The following is an 18,142-nucleotide window of genomic DNA, read 5'->3' as shown; positions in this document are numbered from 1 at the left end:
CCTTGTGGGAGCGGGCTTTGCCCGCGAAAGCGTCGGACCTGCTGACTACGACATTTACCTCCACCCACAAAAAAACCCGTCAAATGACGGGTTTTTTTGTGCAGCTCATTTCAGCGTGGCATCAAGCCTGAACCACCGGAATGTTCGCGTTGGCCGCGGCATCGCGGAACTCGGCGATCTGGTCGAAGCTCAGGTAGCGGTACACATCGGCAGCCATGCTGTCGATGCTGGCCGCGTACTCCATGTACTCCTCGACGGTCGGCAGCTTGCCCAGGATGGAGGCAACGGCAGCCAGCTCGGCGGACGCCAGGTACACGTTGGCACCATCGCCCAGGCGGTTCGGGAAGTTACGGGTCGAGGTCGACACCACGGTGGAGTTGGGTTCCACGCGTGCCTGGTTACCCATGCACAGCGAGCAGCCCGGCATCTCCATGCGCGCGCCAGCCTTGCCGTAGATGCCGTAGTAGCCTTCTTCGGTCAGCTGATGGGCATCCATCTTGGTCGGCGGCGACAGCCACAGACGGGTCGGCAGTTGGCCCTTGACCTTGTCGAGCAACTTGCCGGCAGCGCGGAAGTGGCCGATGTTGGTCATGCACGAACCGATGAACACTTCGTCGATCTTCTCGCCCTGAACGGTGGACAGCAGACGTGCATCGTCCGGGTCGTTCGGTGCGCACAGGACCGGCTCTTTCAAGTCGCTCAAGTCGATTTCGATGATCTCGGCGTATTCGGCGTCGGCATCGGCACTCAGCAGTTCCGGGTTGGCCAGCCAGGCTTCCATGGCCTGGGCACGACGTTCCATGGTCCGTGCATCGCCGTAGCCTTCGCTGATCATCCAGCGCAGCAGGGTGATGTTCGACTGCAGGTACTCGGCGATGGCCTTTTCCGGCAGCTTGATGGTGCAACCGGCGGCGGAGCGCTCGGCCGAGGCGTCGGAAAGTTCGAATGCCTGCTCGACGGTCAGGTCGTTCAAGCCTTCGATTTCCAGGATGCGACCCGAGAAGGCGTTGATCTTGCCTTTCTTCTCGACGGTCAGCAGGCCTTTCTGGATGGCGTAGTACGGAATCGCGTGGACCAGGTCGCGCAGGGTGATGCCTGGCTGCATGGTGCCCTTGAAGCGCACCAGCACCGACTCGGGCATGTCCAGCGGCATGACGCCGGTGGCGGCTGCGAAAGCCACCAGGCCGGAACCGGCCGGGAACGAGATGCCGATCGGGAAGCGGGTGTGCGAGTCACCACCGGTGCCGACGGTGTCCGGCAGCAGCATGCGGTTCAGCCAGCTGTGGATGATGCCGTCGCCTGGACGCAGGGACACGCCACCACGGGTGCGGATGAAATCCGGCAGGGTGTGGTGGGTGGTCACGTCGATCGGCTTTGGATAGGCCGCGGTGTGGCAGAAGGACTGCATGACCAGATCGGCCGAGAAACCCAGGCAGGCCAGGTCTTTGAGTTCGTCGCGGGTCATCGGGCCAGTGGTGTCCTGGGAGCCGACGGTGGTCATCTTCGGTTCGCAGTAGGTGCCGGGACGTACGCCCTTGCCTTCGGGCAAACCACAGGCCTTGCCGACCATCTTCTGCGCCAGGGTGTAGCCCTTGCCGGTGTCGACCGGGGCTTCGGGCAGCTTGAACAGATCGGTCGGGCCCAGGCCCAGCTCGGCGCGTGCCTTGTCGGTCAGACCGCGGCCGACGATCAGCGGGATATCGGCCGCCAGCGCGGACTTCGTCGAGCAGTACGGGTGTCTTGAGTTCGAAGGTGGTGATCACCTCGTCGCTGTCGTGCTTGCAGACTTTACCCTGGTGCGGGTAGAGGTCGATCACGTCGCCCATGTTGATGTTCGACACGTCGAACTCGATCGGCAGGGCGCCGGCGTCTTCCATGGTGTTGTAGAAGATCGGAGCGATCTTGGTGCCGAAGCAGAAACCGCCGGCACGCTTGTTCGGCACGTACGGGATGTCGGTACCGAAGAACCACAGCACCGAGTTGGTCGCCGATTTACGCGACGAACCGGTACCGACCACGTCACCCACGTAGGCGACGGGGTAGCCGTCGGCGTACATCTGGGCAATCTGCTTCATCGGACCGATCGAACCCTGGACGTCGGGCACGATGCCTTCGCGGGCCATTTTCAGCATGGCCAGGGCGTGCAGCGGGATGTCCGGGCGCGACCAGGCGTCAGGCGCCGGGGAGAGGTCGTCGGTGTTGGTTTCGCCGGTGACCTTGAAGACCCGCAGGCTGATCTTGTCGGCCAGGGTCGGACGCTTCTTGAACCACTCGCCGTCGGCCCAGGACTGCAGCACGCCTTGAGCGTGGGTGTTGCCGTTCTTGGCTTTTTCCGCGACGTCGTGGAAGGCATCGAACATCAGCAGGGTGAACTTGAGCTGTTCGGCAGCCACCGGCGCCAGGGTGGCGTCGTCGAGCAGTTCGACCATGGTGGCGATGTTGTAGCCGCCTTGCATGGTGCCGAGCAGTTCAACGGCGCGCTTGCTGTCGATCAGCGGGGAGGTGGCTTCGCCCTTGGCCACGGCGGAAAGGAAACCGGCCTTGACGTAGGCGGCTTCGTCCACCCCTGGTGGTACGCGGTTGGTGATCAGGTCGACCAGGAAGGCTTCTTCGCCGGCGGGAGGGTTCTTCAGCAGCTCGACCAGGCCTGCGGTTTGTTCGGCGTTAAGCGGCTGGGGCACGATACCCTGGGCGGCACGCTCTTCGATGTGTTTGCGATAGGCTTCAAGCACAGTTATTACCCTCATCAGTGGTCCCGGAAGGGACGCTCATCCAGGGAATGCCTGCATCCATGCGCACGGGCTTTTCGGCCGTTCAGCCAGGAGGGCAGGTATTCCTTACAGAAGCTGTTTTCAAAGTTTTACGCCTGTAGAAGGGAAAACTGATGAGGGCTGGCACCGGATGAACGGTGCCAACACCCTTCTACTGGATCGACTGTGCTCGTGACGCTTTGAAAACAGCTTCCAATGGACATTGGCGCCTAAAAAGGCTGCATGATTCTACGTTAATTCGCGCAGGAAGTTAAGTTAAGCCCCACGATTTCTGGGGTGACCCCTGTTAGACAAAGGACTAACATGCGCCCGGTGTTCCACCGTCCAGTGTGCCGATTCGCCATGTCCAACCATTCCATCAAGACGCCCTGCGTGGGCCTGTGCTCGACCGTCTACGGGGACCTCGTGTGCCGTGGCTGCAAGCGCTACCACCATGAAGTCATCCACTGGAACGGCTACGACGAGGCGCAGAAACGCGCGGTGTGGGTGCGGCTGGAGCAGTTGCTGGTGCAGGTCATGGTGGCCAAGCTGGAAGTGTTCGACCCCTTGAAGCTGCGCCAACAACTGGAACAACGCAAGATACGTTTCGTCGAGCGGCAGTCGGAGTACTGCTGGGCCTATCAGTTGATCGCCCGTGGTGCGCGGGTGATCAACAACCTGGAAGCCTATGGCCTGGTGCTGCTGCCCGAGTTCCGCGACTGGGATCTGCCACAACTGCGTGATGCCATCGATCGGGAATTCTTCATTCTCTCGGAGGCGCATTACCAGCGCTACATCGCGCCATCGTTCGTGCGCGAGCTGACCGAACAGCGCATTATCTGATGCTGACTGCGTGGTGATGCCTTCGCGGGCAGAGACCCGCTCCCACAGGGACCGCGTTCGCTCTAGTGTGGGAGCGGGCCTCTGCCCGCGAACAGGCCACCCTGCTCCCACAGGGACCGCGCTCGCTCTTGTGTGGGAGCGGGTCTCTGCCCGCGAACAGGCCACCCTGCTCCCACAGGGATCGCGCTCGCTCTTGTGTGGGAGCGGGTCTCTGCCCGCGAACAGGCCACCCTGCTCCCACAGGAACCGCGTTCGCTCTAGTGTGGGAGCGGGTCTCTGCCCGCGAATAGACTACCCCGATCACTCTATAATTCTGGATACCCCATGCTCATAGTCGCCGACGAAAACATCCCGCTGCTCGACGCTTTCTTCGAAGGCTTTGGAGAAATCCGCCGCTATCCCGGCCGGTCGATCGATCGCGCGGCGGTTGCCGAGGCCGACGTTCTGCTGGTGCGCTCGGTGACCCAGGTCGACCGTGCCTTGCTTGAAGGCAGCCCGGTGCGCTTCGTCGGCACCTGCACCATCGGCACCGACCATCTGGACCTCGACCACTTCGCCGAGGCCGGCATCCGCTGGGCCAGCGCCCCGGGCTGCAATGCCCGTGGTGTGGTCGACTACGTGCTGGGCAGCCTGCTGACCCTGGCCGAGGTCGAAGGTCTGCCGCTGAGCGGGCGTTGCTACGGCATCGTCGGCGCCGGGCAGGTCGGCGGGCGACTGGTCCAGGTGCTGCGCGGGCTGGGCTGGGACGTGCGGGTGTGTGATCCCTTGCGCGAGGCCGGCGAGGGCGGTGACTTCGTCAGCCTGGAACACATCGTCGACCACTGCGACGTGATCAGCCTGCACACGCCGCTGACCCACAGCGGCCCTCATCCGACCTGGCACCTGTTCGACGATGCGCGTCTGCGCGCCCTCAAGCCGGGCACCTGGCTGATCAATGCCGCGCGCGGCCCGGTGATCGACAACGTCGCACTGCGTCACGTCCTGCTGGCGCGTGAAGACCTGCAAGCGGTACTCGACGTCTGGGAGCGGGAACCTGCGGTCGATCGCGAGCTGGCCGACTGCTGCGTGATCGGCACGCCGCACATCGCCGGCTACAGCCTTGACGGTCGCCGCCGTGGCACGGCGCAGATCTATCAGGCCTTGTGCGAGTTCCTCGGGCGCAATGCCGACGTGCAGTTGCAAGACCTGTTGCCCAAACCTTGGCTGGGAGAGGTGAGCCTGAGCGCCGACACCGATCCGGACTGGGCGCTGGCCATGCTGTGCCGCGGTGTCTACGACCCTCGTCGTGACGACGCCGATTTCCGCCGCAGCCTGGATGCAGATACCGATCGACAGCGACTTGCCTTCGACCAGTTGCGCAAGCATTACCCGCCACGCCGCGAGATCGAAGGCCTGCGCGTGCGTATCGACGGCCCGGCACCTGTGCTCGAACGCATCGCCGCCGCCCTGGGTGCGGTCCTGGTCTAGCCGAGCCCAAGAAACACGAATCCGGCCGTCTGTCATTTCTGTCAGGGCCGGGTTTGGAAGGCAGTGAGGCGGGTGGTTCGATCAGACGTTGCCAGCAGGTTTGACGACGTGCTCTTCCAGTTCGCGACAGGCTTCCTGCACCATGTCTTCGGTGATGGGCACTTCACGGCCCTGCTCATCGATGATCGAGCCACCGACGGGCTCGTGGGGGTGCACCCGTACCACTTCGATGCTTTTCTGCGTGTCGTCATGCGAGCTCATGGCCTGTCTCCTCTTCAGGTGTTTGCGCCGTTTGCTACGGCCTGCTTTCTAGCTGACTTTGTGCGTTTCATGGAGTTCCACTGTAGTCGATCCCGCGTCTGGGTGTAGGCTTGTGGACCCTCTGAATACGGATCATCCCCCTTGCAGCTATTGTCTTCCAGTCAACGTCGCGGCCTGCGCCTGGCGTGGCGCTTCGTGCGTCCCTATCGATGGCAGGCCATCGGCGCGCTGCTGGCGTTGCTGGTCACCGCCGGTATCACCCTGTCCATGGGGCAGGGCATTCGGATGCTGGTCGACCAAGGCTTCATGACCCAGTCCACGCACCTGCTCAACCGCTCGATCGCGGTGTTCATGGTCTTGGTACTGGCCCTGGCGACGGGGACGTTCGCGCGTTTCTACCTGGTGTCCTGGATCGGCGAGCGCTGCGTCGCCGATATCCGCAAGCAGGTCTTCGACCATCTGGTCCACCTGCACCCGGCGTTCTACGAGAACAACCGCAGCTCCGAAATCCAGTCGCGGCTGACCACTGACACGGCCTTGCTGCAATCGGTCATCGGCTCGTCGCTGTCGATGTTCCTGCGCAACCTGCTGATGGTGATCGGCGGTGTGGTGCTGCTGTTCATCACCAACCCCAAGCTCACCAGCATTGTGGTGGTCGCCTTGCCGCTGGTGCTGGCGCCGATCCTGATGTTCGGTCGCCAGGTGCGGCGTCTGTCGCGACAGAGCCAGGATCGCATCGCCAACGTTGGCAGCTACGTCGCCGAAACCCTGACCCAGATCAAGACGGTGCAGGCCTACAACCACCAGGCCGAGGACCAGCGCCGTTTTGCCGTGACCGTTGAGCAGGCGTTCGATACGGCCAGACGGCGCATCGTCCAGCGTGCCTGGCTGATCGCGTTGGTGATCGTGCTGGTTCTGGGTGCCGTGGCGGTGATGCTGTGGGTGGGTGGCATGGACGTGATCGGCGGGCGCATTTCGGCCGGCGAGCTGGCTGCGTTCGTGTTCTACAGCCTGATCGTCGGCAGCGCCTTCGGCACCCTCAGTGAGGTGGTCGGTGAACTGCAACGGGCCGCTGGCGCTGCGCAACGGATCGCCGAACTGTTGCAGGCGCGCAGCGCGATTCAGCCGCCCACCGAGGGCTTGCAGCAGTTGCCGTCTCGGGTGGCCGGCGCGTTGGCTCTCGAGGAGGTGGTCTTTGCCTACCCGACGCGAGAGGACGCACCGGCCATCCAAGGCATGAGCCTGACGGTTCGGCCGGGCGAGACCCTGGCCTTGGTCGGGCCCTCCGGCGCCGGCAAGTCGACGCTGTTCGAACTGTTGCTGCGGTTCTACGATCCGCAGCAGGGCCGCCTGCTCATCGACGGTATCGACCTGCGCCAGCTCGACCCGCAGGACCTGCGTCGACATTTCGCCATCGTTTCGCAGACGCCGGCGCTGTTCTTCGGCAGCGTCGAGGACAATATCCGCTATGGTCGCGCCGACGCCACCGCCGAGCAGGTCGAGACGGCTGCGCGCATCGCCCATGCCCATGACTTCATCGTGCAACTGCCGCAGGGCTATCAGACACCGCTGGGCGATGCCGGCATGGGACTTTCAGGCGGACAGCGCCAACGCCTGGCGATTGCTCGGGCCTTGCTGGTCGACGCGCCCATCCTGTTGCTGGACGAAGCCACCAGCGCCCTGGATGCGCAGAGCGAACACCTGATCCAGCAGGCCTTGCCTACGTTGATGCAGGGCCGCACGACGCTGGTCATCGCCCACCGTCTGGCCACGGTGCAGAACGCCGACCGCATTGCAGTGATTGATCAAGGGTGTCTGGTGGCGCTGGGAACCCACGCCGAGCTGGTGGCCAGCAATGCTCTGTACGCGCGCCTTGCGCACCTGCAGTTCGGGCGTTAGAGCGGACGGCCCCCAGGGCTGGGGGCCGGAATCATCAACGGTACTGGCAGAGGTAGGCGGTTTCCACTTCCACGGTCAGCTGAAACTTGCTGTTGGCCGGTACATCGAACTGGCTGCCGGCGGCGAAGGTCTGCCAGTCGCTGGCATCGGGCAGCTTGACCGTCAGGGCGCCGGATACCACGTGCATGACTTCGCTCTGGGCCGTACCGAATTCATACTCGCCCGGCGCCATGACGCCAATGGTGGCGGGGCCGTCAGCTTCGGTGAAAGCGATGGACTTGACGGTGCCGTCGAAGTATTCGTTGACCTTGAACATGAGTCGGTTCCTTGCGAAGGGGGTGGAAAGGGCTGGCCAGTATGCCCAAGCCCTGGCAGGTCGTCATCCGCTTTACGGCGCCAGTACCATGGGCAGCAGGCGCGCGGTATTGCGCGCGTCTTCCAGGGCCCGGTGCTGCTGACCGGTGAATTGCAAGCCGGCCAGTTGCAAGGCGCTGGTCAGGCCTAGCGGGCGCGGCAATTGCCGAGACTTGGCGAAGCGCTGCTTGAGATTGATGTGCGGCACCCGCGCCAGCACGCTTTCCAGGTTGTGCCGCTGCCAGTCCTGCAGCAGCTGCAGGCGGTCATAGTCGCCCCAGCTGACCCAACCCTGCAGTTGCCCCCGATGAGGCGCCAGCCACTGCTCGAAGCTTCTCCAGACCTGGGTCAGGACCGCTGCAGTGTCCACGTCCGCCTGGCCGATGTGCGTCAGCTCACGGCAGAACGGCGTCAGACTGGGGCGGCGCACCGGTTTGACGAAGCGCTGGAAATGGTCGACCTCGTGCCCGTCGCGATTGACCAGGCTCGCACCGATCTCGATGATTTCCATTTCAGTGACCGGCCAACCACCTTCGTCGGTGGTGGCTTCCAGGTCGATGACCAGCCAATGCGGCATACCAGGCTCCCAGGCACATGCGCTTAGAGGCTAGAGCCCAACTTGATGCAAAGAGTTCCGAGATCCGGGAACAGGAGAGCGGGGCAGGCCGCCGCAGGCGGGGTCGAGGGTGTCAGGCGCATATACAGGGTTTAGCAGTTGTCAGCCCGACATAAAACCCCTAGCGTACGTGCTTCGCGAAACGGCTGGTGAGGGTTCTCTGTCTTGAAGTACGGTTATGTTAAGGCGGCCCTGCCACGTCTGTTGCTGGCCGGGTTGGCCCTTTGCGGGCTGGGCGCGCACGCGGCCCAGGAAGTGCGTGTGGGCGCTGCGCACTTTCCGCCCTATGTGGTGCATCCCGAACAAGGCAGCAACGAAGGCCTGCTGCCCCTGCTCATCGATCAGCTCAATCAGGTGCAGACCAACTGGCACTTCGTTCTGGTGCCCACCTCGATCGCTCGACGTTATCAGGACTTCGAGAAGGGCAGGGTCGACATGGCGATGTTCGAGAACCCGGCGTGGGGCTGGCAGCGCATCAAGCACAGCGCGGTCGACCTGGGGCTGGAGGATGCCGAGGTCTTCGTGGCGCTCAAGCAAGGCAACGATCAGGAGTTCTTCGACGATCTGGATGGCAAGCGCATGGCGTTGTTCTACGGCTATCACTACGCGTTCGCGGATTTCGACGCCAACCCGCAGTACCTGCTGCGCCGCTTCAGCGCCGTGCTGACCTACTCACATGAAAGCAACCTGATGATGATCGTCCGCAAACGTGCCGACGTTGCGCTGGTGACGCGCTCGTTCCTGGCGGATTTCATCACCCGCAATCCGGAAGTCGGCTCGCAACTGCTGGTGTCGCAGCGGGTGGATCAAATCTATCGGCACTATGCGCTGGTGCGTCCGGGCGCACCGATCAGCGCCGAGGAGTTCACCACGCTGATGCAGCAGATGCACGCCAGCGGCAGGTTGCAGCCCATCTTCACACCCGCCAAGGTAGCGGTGCTGGAGCAACCCGCCCCTCGAGTCGCCGTGCGCCACCCGGCAGCCAAGCGCTGAAGGGGGGCTAGCGGTAGGATTGACGCCCTGATACGCGAATGACGTAAGCTCGGCTCTCGCGTTCGGCCTCTTCGCGAGTCGCGAACGGACCCTCGAGGGTGTTCTCACGCGTGCTGAAAAAGTAGAAGCCGTTGACCGTGCTGAACCGTTCGGCACGAAAATGCGTGGTTGCAACGGGGTCCTGCTCACGCTTGCCGAACATGATGGGCATCCTGTTTGAAAATCGATCTTGGACGTGGATCGGGTGTGTCCACCGCCGGCGCCATCGTGGGGTTACGATGACGGCGGCGGCAAGAGCTTAAAGCATTTCTTCGGGTCGTACCCACTGATCGAACTCGGCTTCGCTCAGGTAGCCCAGCGACAGTGCCGATTCGCGCAGGGTCAGGCCTTCAGCGTAGGCCTTCTTGGCGATCTCGGCGGCTTTATCGTAGCCAATGTGCGGATTTAGCGCCGTGACCAGCATCAGCCCACGTTCCAGGTGCTCGCCCATCTGCTGCGCATCAGGCGCCAGGCCGGCCACGCAATGTTCCTGGAAGTTGCGGCAGCCATCGGCAAGCAGTTTGATCGACTGCAGCAGGTTATGAATGATCACCGGCTTGTACACGTTGAGCTGCAGGTGACCCTGGCTCGCGGCGATGCCGATCACCACGTCATTGCCCATGACCTGGCAGGCGAGCATGGACAGTGCTTCGCACTGGGTCGGATTGACCTTGCCGGGCATGATGGAACTGCCCGGCTCATTGGCGGGCAGTTTGATCTCGGCCAGGCCGGCACGGGGTCCGGAACCCAGCAGGCGGAAGTCATTGGCCAGTTTCATCAAGGCCACGGCCAGGGTCTTGAGGGCGCCCGACAGGCTGGTCAGCGCCTCGTGGCCGGCCAGTGCCGCGAATTTGTTCGGCGCGGTGACGAAGGGCAGCCCGGAGAGCGCCGCCAACTCGGCAGCGATCGCTTCACCGAACCCTTTGGGTGCGTTGAGCCCGGTACCCACCGCCGTACCGCCCTGGGCCAACTCGCATACCGCGGGCAGAGCGTTGCGGATGGCTTTCTGTGCGTACTCCAGCTGTGCCACGTAGGCCGAGACTTCCTGGCCGAAGGTGATCGGCGTGGCGTCCATCATGTGCGTGCGACCGGTCTTGACCAGTTGCATATGTCGCCCGGCCAGTTCGGCCAGGCCCTCACCCAGCACGGCGATGGCCGGCAACAGATCGGCGTTCACGGCCTGGGCGGCAGCGATGTGCATGGCAGTGGGGAAGCAGTCGTTGGAGCTCTGCGAGCGGTTGACGTGGTCGTTGGGATGCACTGGCGACTTGCCGCCACGCCCCTTGCCGGCCAGTTCGTTGGCCCGCCCGGCGATCACTTCGTTGACGTTCATGTTGCTCTGGGTGCCGCTGCCCGTCTGCCAGACCACCAGAGGGAACTGATCGTCATGCTCGCCGGCGAGCACTTCGTTGGCGGCCTGCTCGATCAATCGAGCGATATCGGCCGGCAGGTCGCCGTTGCGATCGTTGACCCGCGCGGCGGCCTTCTTGACCAGCGCCAGGGCGTGCGAAACCGGCAGCGGCATGCGTTCCTCGCCGATGGCGAAATTCACCAGCGAACGCTGGGTCTGGGCGCCCCAGTAGGCCTCTTCAGGAACTTCGACCTGTCCCAGGCTGTCTGTTTCGATACGACTCATGCTGTTCATGCTCCTTGTTGTCGATCTCGCGTCACACCCCGAAGATGCACGGGCGGGTCTCGCTGCGGTTCACCGGCAGCCTTGGCTGTTAGGGTACGCACCCTGCTTCAGGTTCCATGAAACTGTACTTGCCGTTCGTAGCCCGGGGTTGAGTGACGCACGAACATGAGCGCAGAATGATCGTTTCTGGGGTTCTACCTCGCCTGCTAGATAAGGAAACTCGATGACTCGTTTTCGCGCCATCTGCACCGCGGCTGTTCTCGTCTGTGCCAGTGGCCAGGTCCTTGCCGACACCGCCAGCCACAACGCCAGCGCCGAAGCCTTCCTGATGATGGCTCATGCGGACAAGCTGGGTACACCGGTGTACATGCAAGTACAGCAAATGTTCGCCCAGCGCTTCGAGCAGACCAAGGCACCGGCCAGCAAGCAGGCCACCCTGGAAACCTACCAGGCCAAGGCCAACGCCGCGCTGGATCAAGCCATCGGCTGGCCGAAGCTCAAGCCCGACATGGTCAAGCTGTACACCAGCAACTTCTCCGAGCAGGAGCTCAAGGACCTGGTCAAGTTCTACCAGTCGCCACTGGGCAAGAAAGTCCTGGAAAAAATGCCGGCCGTGACTCAGCAGTCCGCGCAGCTGACCCAGCAGAAGCTGGAAAGCGCGGTACCCGTGGTCAACAACCTGCTGGCTGACATGACCAAGGAACTGGACCCGCAGGGCGCCGCCAAGGCGGCTGCCGGTCCTGCCAAGCCTGCGAAGCCATAACGGAGTCGCTGTCGATGTCGATGAAGGAACGCATCGTATCCACGCTGCAGATGCTGCAACCCGAGCATCTTGAGGTGCTGGACGAGAGCCACATGCACAGCCGTGGCACCGAAACCCATTACAAGGCGGTTCTGGTCAGCGAGCGTTTCGCTGGTCTGAACAGTGTCAAGCGCCACCAGTTGGTGTATGGCACGCTCGGCGAGCTGATGGGCGAGTTCCATGCCCTGGCTCTGCACACCTACACGCCGCAGGAATGGGCGCAGGTCGGTGCTGCACCGGCATCGCCCACCTGCGCTGGCGGTGGGAACTGAGCCCTGAGCACTGGGCTTCGAAACTTGCTAGAATCCAGAACCCGCCAGTGGCATGCCGCTGGCGGGTTTTTTCATTCAAGCCCCTGGCAAAACCCTGTATCAACCCCTGAAACATACCGGTCCGGCCTTTGCGCGGTCGACCACCTGGAGCGTTTTACCCATGACCCAAGCGATCGTCGTGGCGGCACTGTACAAGTTCGTCACCCTGGAAAATTACGTCGAGATGCGTGAGCCACTGCTGCAGGCCATGCTCGACAACGGCATCAAGGGCACCCTGTTGATTGCCGAAGAAGGCATCAACGGCACGGTGTCCGGCACACGTGAAGGCATCGATGGGCTGCTGGCCTGGCTCAAGCTGGACCCACGCATGGACGACATCGACCACAAGGAATCGTACTGCGACGAACAGCCCTTCTATCGCACCAAGGTCAAGCTGAAGAAGGAAATCGTCACCCTTGGCGTTGCCGGCGTGGACCCCAACCGTACGGTCGGTACCTACGTCGAGCCACAGGACTGGAATGCGTTGCTCGACGACCCTGAAGTCCTGCTGATCGATACCCGCAACGACTACGAGGTCGCCATCGGCACCTTTCAGGGCGCCGTGGACCCCAAGACAGCCTCGTTCCGCGAGTTTCCCGACTACATCAAGGCCCACTACGACCCTGCCGTGCACAAGAAAGTCGCGATGTTCTGCACCGGCGGTATCCGCTGCGAAAAAGCCTCCAGCTACATGCTGGGAGAAGGCTTCGAAGAGGTCTATCACCTCAAGGGCGGCATTCTCAAATACCTGGAAGAGGTGCCCCAGCAGGAAAGCAAGTGGGAAGGCGACTGCTTCGTCTTCGACAATCGCGTCACCGTGCGTCATGACCTCAGCGAAGGCGACTACGACCAATGCCACGCCTGCCGCACACCGATCAGTGTCGAAGACCGTGCCAGCGAGCACTACGTACCTGGCGTCAGCTGCCCGCATTGCTGGAACAGCCTGAGCGAGAAGACCCGCAAGAGCGCCATCGATCGCCAGAAACAGATCGAACTGGCTCGCGAACGCAATCTGCCGCACCCTATCGGGCACAATTACCGCAAAGCCGCTCAGGACTGAGTTCATGTCGCGCAACCGCCTGATCTACGTGATGGACCCGATGTGTTCCTGGTGCTGGGGCTTTGCGCCGGTGGCCAGGAGCCTCATCGAGCAAGCCGAGGCGGCAGGGGTCCAGACCCACATCGTGGTCGGCGGGTTGCGCCGCGGTGGCGCGGCGTTGGAGCCTGCTACCCGTGATTACATCCTCGAGCACTGGCGCGCGGTGCACGAAGCTACCGGTCAACCCTTCGCGTTCGATGGGGCCTTGCCGGCTGGCTTCGTCTACGACACGGAGCCGGCATGTCGGGCGATCGTGGCAGTCCGGGAGCTGGCGCCCGACCTGGCCTGGCCGCTGGTCCAACTGATCCAGCAGGCGTTCTACACCGAGCGCCTGGACGTGACCCAGCCAGCGCAACTGGCCGGCCTGGCCGAGCGGGCAGGGGTGCCGCGCATCGAATTCGTCGAGGCATTCGACAGCGATCAGCGGGTGCGGACCACTCAGGCGGATTTCGCCTGGGCACAGGGGTTGGGCATCGCGGGTTTCCCGACGCTGCTGGCCGAGCGGGAGGGGCAGCTGGCCTTGCTGACCAATGGCTATCGACCGCTGGCCGAGCTGGCGCCGCTGTTGGCCCGCTGGCTGGAACGTGCTGCCCATGCATGAGCGCCCCGACCCCGTCGGGGAAACAGCTGCGCATGGAACGGCAGACCGCCTGAGCTGGGGTGAAATTCGCCGCCTGGCCCTGCAGCACAAGCGGGCGCTGTGGACCGCCAATGGGGTCGCCGTGCTGGCCACCCTGTGCAGCGTACCGATTCCGCTGCTGTTGCCGCTGCTGGTCGATGAAGTGCTACTCGGCCATACCGGCAGTGCCACGCGATGGATGAGCCAGGTGCTGCCCAGCGACTGGCAGATCCCCGTCGGCTTCATCGGCCTCATGCTGGTGGTCAGCTTTACCCTGCGCTGTGGCGCGTTGCTGTTCAACGTCGTGCAGGCGCGGCTGTTCGCCGGATTGGCCAAGGACGTGGTCTATCGCTTGCGCCTGCGCCTGATCGAGCGGCTCAAGCGCATCTCGCTCAGCGAATACGAAAGCCTGGGCAGCGGCACCGTCACCACGCACCTGGTCACCGACCTGGACACCCTCGACAAATTCGTCGGCGAGACCTTGAGCCGCTTCCTGGTCGCCATGCTGACCCTGGCAGGCACTGCGGGCATCCTGATGTGGATGCATTGGAAACTGGCCCTGCTGATCCTGCTGTTCAACCCCTTGGTGGTGTACGCCACGGTGGTGCTGGGCAAGCGTGTCAAACACCTGAAAAAACTCGAGAACGACAGTACGGCACGCTTCACCCAGGCGCTCAGCGAAACCCTGGACGCCATTCAGGAAGTGCGCGCCAGCAATCGTCAGGGTTATTTCCTGGGGCGCCTGGGCCTGCGGGCTCGCGAAGTTCGCGACTTCGCCGTCGCCTCCATGTGGAAAAGCGACGCATCGGGCCGTTCCAGCGCACTGCTGTTCCAGTTCGGCATCGACATCTTTCGCGCCGCTGCAATGCTCACGGTGCTGTTCTCCGACCTCAGCATCGGCCAGATGCTGGCAGTGTTCAGCTACCTCTGGTTCATGATCACCCCGGTCGAGCAGTTGCTCAATCTGCAATATGCCTACTACGCAGCAGGCGGGGCACTGAACCGGATTAATGAATTGCTCGCCCGTGCCGATGAACCCAGGTATCAGGGCGGCAGCGATCCGTTCCGCGACCGCGAGACGGTGGGTATCGATATTCGTGGCCTGAGCTTCGCCTACGCCGAAGACAAGGTGCTGGACCGCCTGGACCTGTCCATCGCGGCCGGGGAAAAGGTCGCCATCGTCGGCGCCAGCGGAGGCGGCAAGAGCACCCTGGTGCAGTTGCTGCTCGGGCTTTACACGCCGCAGGCAGGAGAAGTGCGTTTCGGTGGCGCGCTGCAGCAGGCCATTGGCCTTGAGACCCTGCGCGATAACGTCGCGGTGGTGCTGCAGCATCCGGCACTGTTCAACGATACCATTCGCGCCAACCTGACCATGGGGCGCGATGTCGGCGACCACGCATGTTGGGACGCCTTGCGGATCGCCCAGTTGGACGGCACCGTACGGGAAATGCCGCAGGGGCTGGACAGCATCGTCGGCCGCTCGGGGGTGCGCCTTTCCGGAGGCCAGCGTCAGCGCCTGGCGATTGCCCGGATGGTGCTCGCCGAGCCCAAGGTGGTCATCCTCGACGAGGCCACTTCGGCACTCGATGCGGCCACCGAGTACAACCTGCATCAGGCCCTCGGGCGCTTCCTGAGAGGACGCACTACATTGATCATTGCCCACCGGCTGTCTGCGGTGAAACAGGCCGACCGCGTACTCGTATTCGACGGCGGCCGGATCGCCGAAGATGGCGACCACCAGCAACTCATCGCGGAGGGCGGTTTGTATGCGCGTCTGTACGGTTATCTGCAACAGGTTTAGTTCGCCCCTGGCGTCACGACGAGCTATGGAAAAAACATTCGGCACCGAAGAAAACGGTGCCGGTCCTTTCCTAAACTAGCCTAAAGTGTGCCAGCCGTGATTGAAGTTCTGACTTGGACGTTGCCTGGATTGCTGAAGCAAGGAACCTCATGAAGCACACGCAGACTCTCGATACGCCGAGATTACTGGGGATCGTCTGGCCATTCATCGCCGTTGTAGGGTTGATGGCAATGCTGGGTTGCATCAGCCTTTACGCACTGTCCGCCGTGCGTAGCTATGTCGCGGGCGAAAGTTTCTGGTCCAAAGGTCAGAAAGACGCAATCTACTATCTCAACCTGTATGCCGACAGCCGTGACGAGGACGTATTCCAGAAATACCTGCGCGCCATCGCCATTCCCCAGGGCGGTCATCAGCTGCGCCTGGCCCTCGACCAGCCCGAGCCCGATCTGGCCGCGGCGCGTGCCGGCATTCTGAAGGGCAACAACCACCCTGACGACATGCAGAACATCATTTGGCTGTACCGCCATTTCAGCGATGTCAGCTACATGTCCAGGGCCATCGCGCTCTGGAAGACCGGTGATACCTACCTGGTCCAGCTCGACGAGCTGGCGCAGCGTATGCACGCCGCACAGCAGGCCGGCACCGCAACCGAAGCGGACATGGCGCGCTGGAAACACCAGATCATGACCATCAACGACGCGGTCACCCCTGCTGCCATGGCCTTCAGTGCGGCCTTGGGCGAAGGCTCGCGTGCGGTGCAATACCTCCTGGTGGTGAGCAATCTGCTGGTTGCCTTGCTGCTGATCGTGCTGGCCCTGTGGCGCACGCACAAGCTGCTCAATCAGCGCCATGCTTTCGCCTATGCGCTTCAGCTGGAAAAGGACCGTGCCCAGGTGACCTTGGCGTCCATCGGCGATGGCGTGATCACCACCGATGTCGAAGGCGCGATTCTCTACATGAACCCGGCCGCCGAGCGCCTCACCCACTGGAGCGCCGACCAGGCGATGGGTCTGCCGCTGGCAGCGCTGTTCAACCTGCTCGACGAGAACGCCGAGAAGGACAGCTTCACCCTCATCGACCACATCGTCAGCGGCGACCTGCGCGGCGGCAGCGAGCACGCCAAGCTGATCCAGCGCCTGGACGGCAGTACGGTCTCGGTGACGCTGGTGGGCGCTCCTATCCAGACCGACCAGCACATCAGCGGTACGGTACTGGTCCTGCACGACATGACCCAGGAACGTCAGTACATCGCCAACCTGTCCTGGCAGGCCACCCACGACGCACTGACCGGACTGGCCAACCGTCGCGAATTCGAGTTCCGCCTCGAGCAGGCCCTCACCGCGCTGCAGCGCTATCCGGCTTGCCATTCGCTGATGTTCCTGGATCTGGACCAGTTCAAGCTGGTCAACGACACCTGCGGCCATGCTGCCGGCGACGAACTGCTTCGCCACATCTGTGCGCTGCTGCAATCCGGGCTGCGCGAAGGCGACACCCTGGCGCGTCTGGGCGGGGACGAATTCGGCATTCTCATCGAGAACTGTACGGCGACCGAGTCGGAAAAGCTCGCGGAAACTTTGCGCCAGACCGTGCAGAATCTGCATTTCGTGTGGAAGGGGCGGCCCTTCGTGACCACGGTAAGCGTCGGCATGGTGCACCTGACCCAGGCCCCGATCACCCTCGAAGCCTCCATGCGCGCCGCCGACATGGCCTGCTACCTGGCCAAGGAGCGCGGTCGCAACCGGGTCCAGGTCTACCATGCCGCGGACAGCGAGCTGACCGTGCGAGTCGATGAAATGGCCTGGGTCCAGCGGCTGCACATGGCGCTGGAAGAAAACCGCTTCTGCCTCTACGCCCAGGAAATCGCCGCACTGGGCATTCAGGACGGCCCGCCCGGTGGCCACGTTGAAATCCTCTTGCGCCTGAGCGATGAAACCGGCCGCATCATCATGCCCGACGTGTTCATTCCCGCCGCCGAGCGCTACGGTCTGATGACCGCGCTGGACCGTTGGGTGGTACAGAACGTATTCAAGGTAGTGCGCCAGACCCTCGACCAGCCCGACCAGGGACCGCTGGCGGTCTGTGCGATCAATCTGTCCGGCATCAGCATAGGCGACGATGAGTTCCTCGAGTTCCTGCGCGAACAGTTTCGTCTGTACGCCATTCCGGCCGAGTTGATATGTTTCGAGATCACCGAAACCAGCGCCATCGCAAATCTGGGCAGCGCGATCCGCTTTATCAATGAATTGAAAGGCTTAGGGTGTCATTTCGCCCTTGATGACTTCTGTGCCGGTATGTCCTCTTTTGCTTATCTGAAACATTTACCTGTCGATTATTTGAAAATTGATGGCAGCTTCGTTAAAGATATGTTGGACGACCCGATCAATCGGGCGATGGTGGAAGTGATCAATCATATTGGCCACGTCATGGGCAAACGCACCATTGCCGAGTTTGTCGAGACGCCTTTGATAGAACAGGCCTTGCTGGAAATTGGTGTGGACTACGCACAGGGATACTTGATCGAGCGACCGCAGGTATTCACCTGTGACAGTTTGCGCCGGCATCTGGGCAGACTCCGGCCGTTGCGATTCGGCGTTCCCGACACTTTTCGGTAAGGGCAAATTTGCCGCTGTTCTTCACTTAATTAAATGGAGG

At 62.7% G+C, this 18,142-nt stretch carries 15 protein-coding genes and 1 pseudogene; 10 read left to right on the top strand and 6 right to left on the bottom strand.

What is annotated here, in order from left to right; translation table 11 throughout:
• Window positions 1–121 precede the first annotated feature (121 nt).
• Window positions 122–2,732, bottom strand: a pseudogene (acnB, locus tag ABMD26_RS04375) (bifunctional aconitate hydratase 2/2-methylisocitrate dehydratase).
• A gap of 381 nt (window positions 2,733–3,113) precedes the next feature.
• Here acnB and ABMD26_RS04370 point away from each other — a divergent pair.
• Together ABMD26_RS04370 and pdxB are read left to right on the top strand one after the other, a co-directional pair.
• Complete coding sequence (locus tag ABMD26_RS04370) at window positions 3,114–3,593, top strand: DUF1289 domain-containing protein (protein WP_049860995.1); 480 nt, start codon at window positions 3,114–3,116, stop codon at window positions 3,591–3,593.
• Between the two features lie 324 nt (window positions 3,594–3,917).
• Complete coding sequence (pdxB, locus tag ABMD26_RS04365; protein ID WP_134721486.1) at window positions 3,918–5,060, top strand: 4-phosphoerythronate dehydrogenase PdxB; 1,143 nt, start codon at window positions 3,918–3,920, stop codon at window positions 5,058–5,060.
• 81 nt (window positions 5,061–5,141) lie between these two features.
• On the opposite strand, the gene ABMD26_RS04360 is transcribed toward pdxB, so the two are convergent.
• Window positions 5,142–5,321: a PA1571 family protein gene (locus ABMD26_RS04360; RefSeq protein WP_049860993.1), complete on the bottom strand. Its 180-nt coding sequence runs from the start codon at window positions 5,319–5,321 to the stop codon at window positions 5,142–5,144.
• Window positions 5,322–5,462: 141 nt separating this feature from the next.
• Here ABMD26_RS04360 and ABMD26_RS04355 point away from each other — a divergent pair, with 141 nt between their 5' ends.
• On the top strand, window positions 5,463–7,220 hold the full coding sequence (locus tag ABMD26_RS04355) for an ABC transporter transmembrane domain-containing protein (RefSeq protein ID WP_354308347.1): 1,758 nt from the start codon (window positions 5,463–5,465) through the stop codon (window positions 7,218–7,220).
• Window positions 7,221–7,254: 34 nt separating this feature from the next.
• On the opposite strand, the gene ppnP is transcribed toward ABMD26_RS04355, so the two are convergent.
• Window positions 7,255–7,536 (bottom strand): pyrimidine/purine nucleoside phosphorylase, encoded by a 282-nt coding sequence (gene ppnP / locus ABMD26_RS04350; RefSeq protein ID WP_049860991.1) that lies wholly within the window; start codon window positions 7,534–7,536, stop codon window positions 7,255–7,257.
• Between the two features lie 72 nt (window positions 7,537–7,608).
• On the bottom strand, window positions 7,609–8,151 hold the full coding sequence (locus ABMD26_RS04345) for a 3'-5' exonuclease (protein WP_354308340.1): 543 nt from the start codon (window positions 8,149–8,151) through the stop codon (window positions 7,609–7,611).
• Window positions 8,152–8,355: 204 nt separating this feature from the next.
• On the opposite strand from ABMD26_RS04345, the gene ABMD26_RS04340 reads away from it, so the two are divergent.
• Window positions 8,356–9,183 (top strand): substrate-binding periplasmic protein, encoded by an 828-nt coding sequence (locus ABMD26_RS04340; RefSeq protein WP_192000046.1) that lies wholly within the window; start codon window positions 8,356–8,358, stop codon window positions 9,181–9,183.
• A 7-nt stretch (window positions 9,184–9,190) separates the two neighbouring features.
• On the opposite strand, the gene ABMD26_RS04335 is transcribed toward ABMD26_RS04340, so the two are convergent.
• Both ABMD26_RS04335 and ABMD26_RS04330 read right to left on the bottom strand, forming a co-directional pair.
• Window positions 9,191–9,385 (bottom strand): DUF6316 family protein, encoded by a 195-nt coding sequence (locus tag ABMD26_RS04335; protein ID WP_122741723.1) that lies wholly within the window; start codon window positions 9,383–9,385, stop codon window positions 9,191–9,193.
• Window positions 9,386–9,481: 96 nt separating this feature from the next.
• The gene (locus ABMD26_RS04330) at window positions 9,482–10,858 is read right to left on the bottom strand and encodes a class II fumarate hydratase (RefSeq protein WP_354308332.1); all 1,377 of its coding nucleotides are present in this window, start codon (window positions 10,856–10,858) and stop codon (window positions 9,482–9,484) included.
• 223 nt (window positions 10,859–11,081) lie between these two features.
• Here ABMD26_RS04330 and ABMD26_RS04325 point away from each other — a divergent pair, with 223 nt between their 5' ends.
• The 6 genes from ABMD26_RS04325 (at window position 11,082) to ABMD26_RS04300 (ending at window position 18,102) form a co-directional block, all read left to right on the top strand.
• On the top strand, window positions 11,082–11,621 hold the full coding sequence (locus ABMD26_RS04325; protein ID WP_122741724.1) for a DUF2059 domain-containing protein: 540 nt from the start codon (window positions 11,082–11,084) through the stop codon (window positions 11,619–11,621).
• Between the two features lie 14 nt (window positions 11,622–11,635).
• Complete coding sequence (locus tag ABMD26_RS04320; protein WP_354308327.1) at window positions 11,636–11,932, top strand: BolA family protein; 297 nt, start codon at window positions 11,636–11,638, stop codon at window positions 11,930–11,932.
• A gap of 160 nt (window positions 11,933–12,092) precedes the next feature.
• Entirely contained in the window at window positions 12,093–13,031 is a 939-nt protein-coding gene (trhO, locus tag ABMD26_RS04315; RefSeq protein ID WP_122741726.1) for an oxygen-dependent tRNA uridine(34) hydroxylase TrhO, read from the top strand.
• Between the two features lie 4 nt (window positions 13,032–13,035).
• Complete coding sequence (locus ABMD26_RS04310; protein WP_354308321.1) at window positions 13,036–13,671, top strand: DsbA family protein; 636 nt, start codon at window positions 13,036–13,038, stop codon at window positions 13,669–13,671.
• Window positions 13,664–15,490, top strand: a complete 1,827-nt coding sequence (locus ABMD26_RS04305) for an ABC transporter ATP-binding protein (RefSeq protein ID WP_354308317.1) — start codon at window positions 13,664–13,666, stop codon at window positions 15,488–15,490. The genes ABMD26_RS04310 and ABMD26_RS04305 overlap by 8 nt, the downstream gene beginning before the upstream one ends.
• 149 nt (window positions 15,491–15,639) lie before the next feature.
• Window positions 15,640–18,102, top strand: coding sequence for an EAL domain-containing protein (locus ABMD26_RS04300; protein WP_354308313.1), 2,463 nt, complete (start codon window positions 15,640–15,642; stop codon window positions 18,100–18,102).
• Window positions 18,103–18,142: the final 40 nt, after the last annotated feature.

Origin of the sequence: Pseudomonas sp. PvP001 (assembly GCF_040546375.1) — a bacterium.
GTDB classification, from domain to species: domain Bacteria; phylum Pseudomonadota; class Gammaproteobacteria; order Pseudomonadales; family Pseudomonadaceae; genus Aquipseudomonas; species Aquipseudomonas coleopterorum.
The sequence above is the reverse complement of the archived record's forward strand: the minus strand, read 5'-3'. Positions and strand labels throughout refer to the sequence as shown.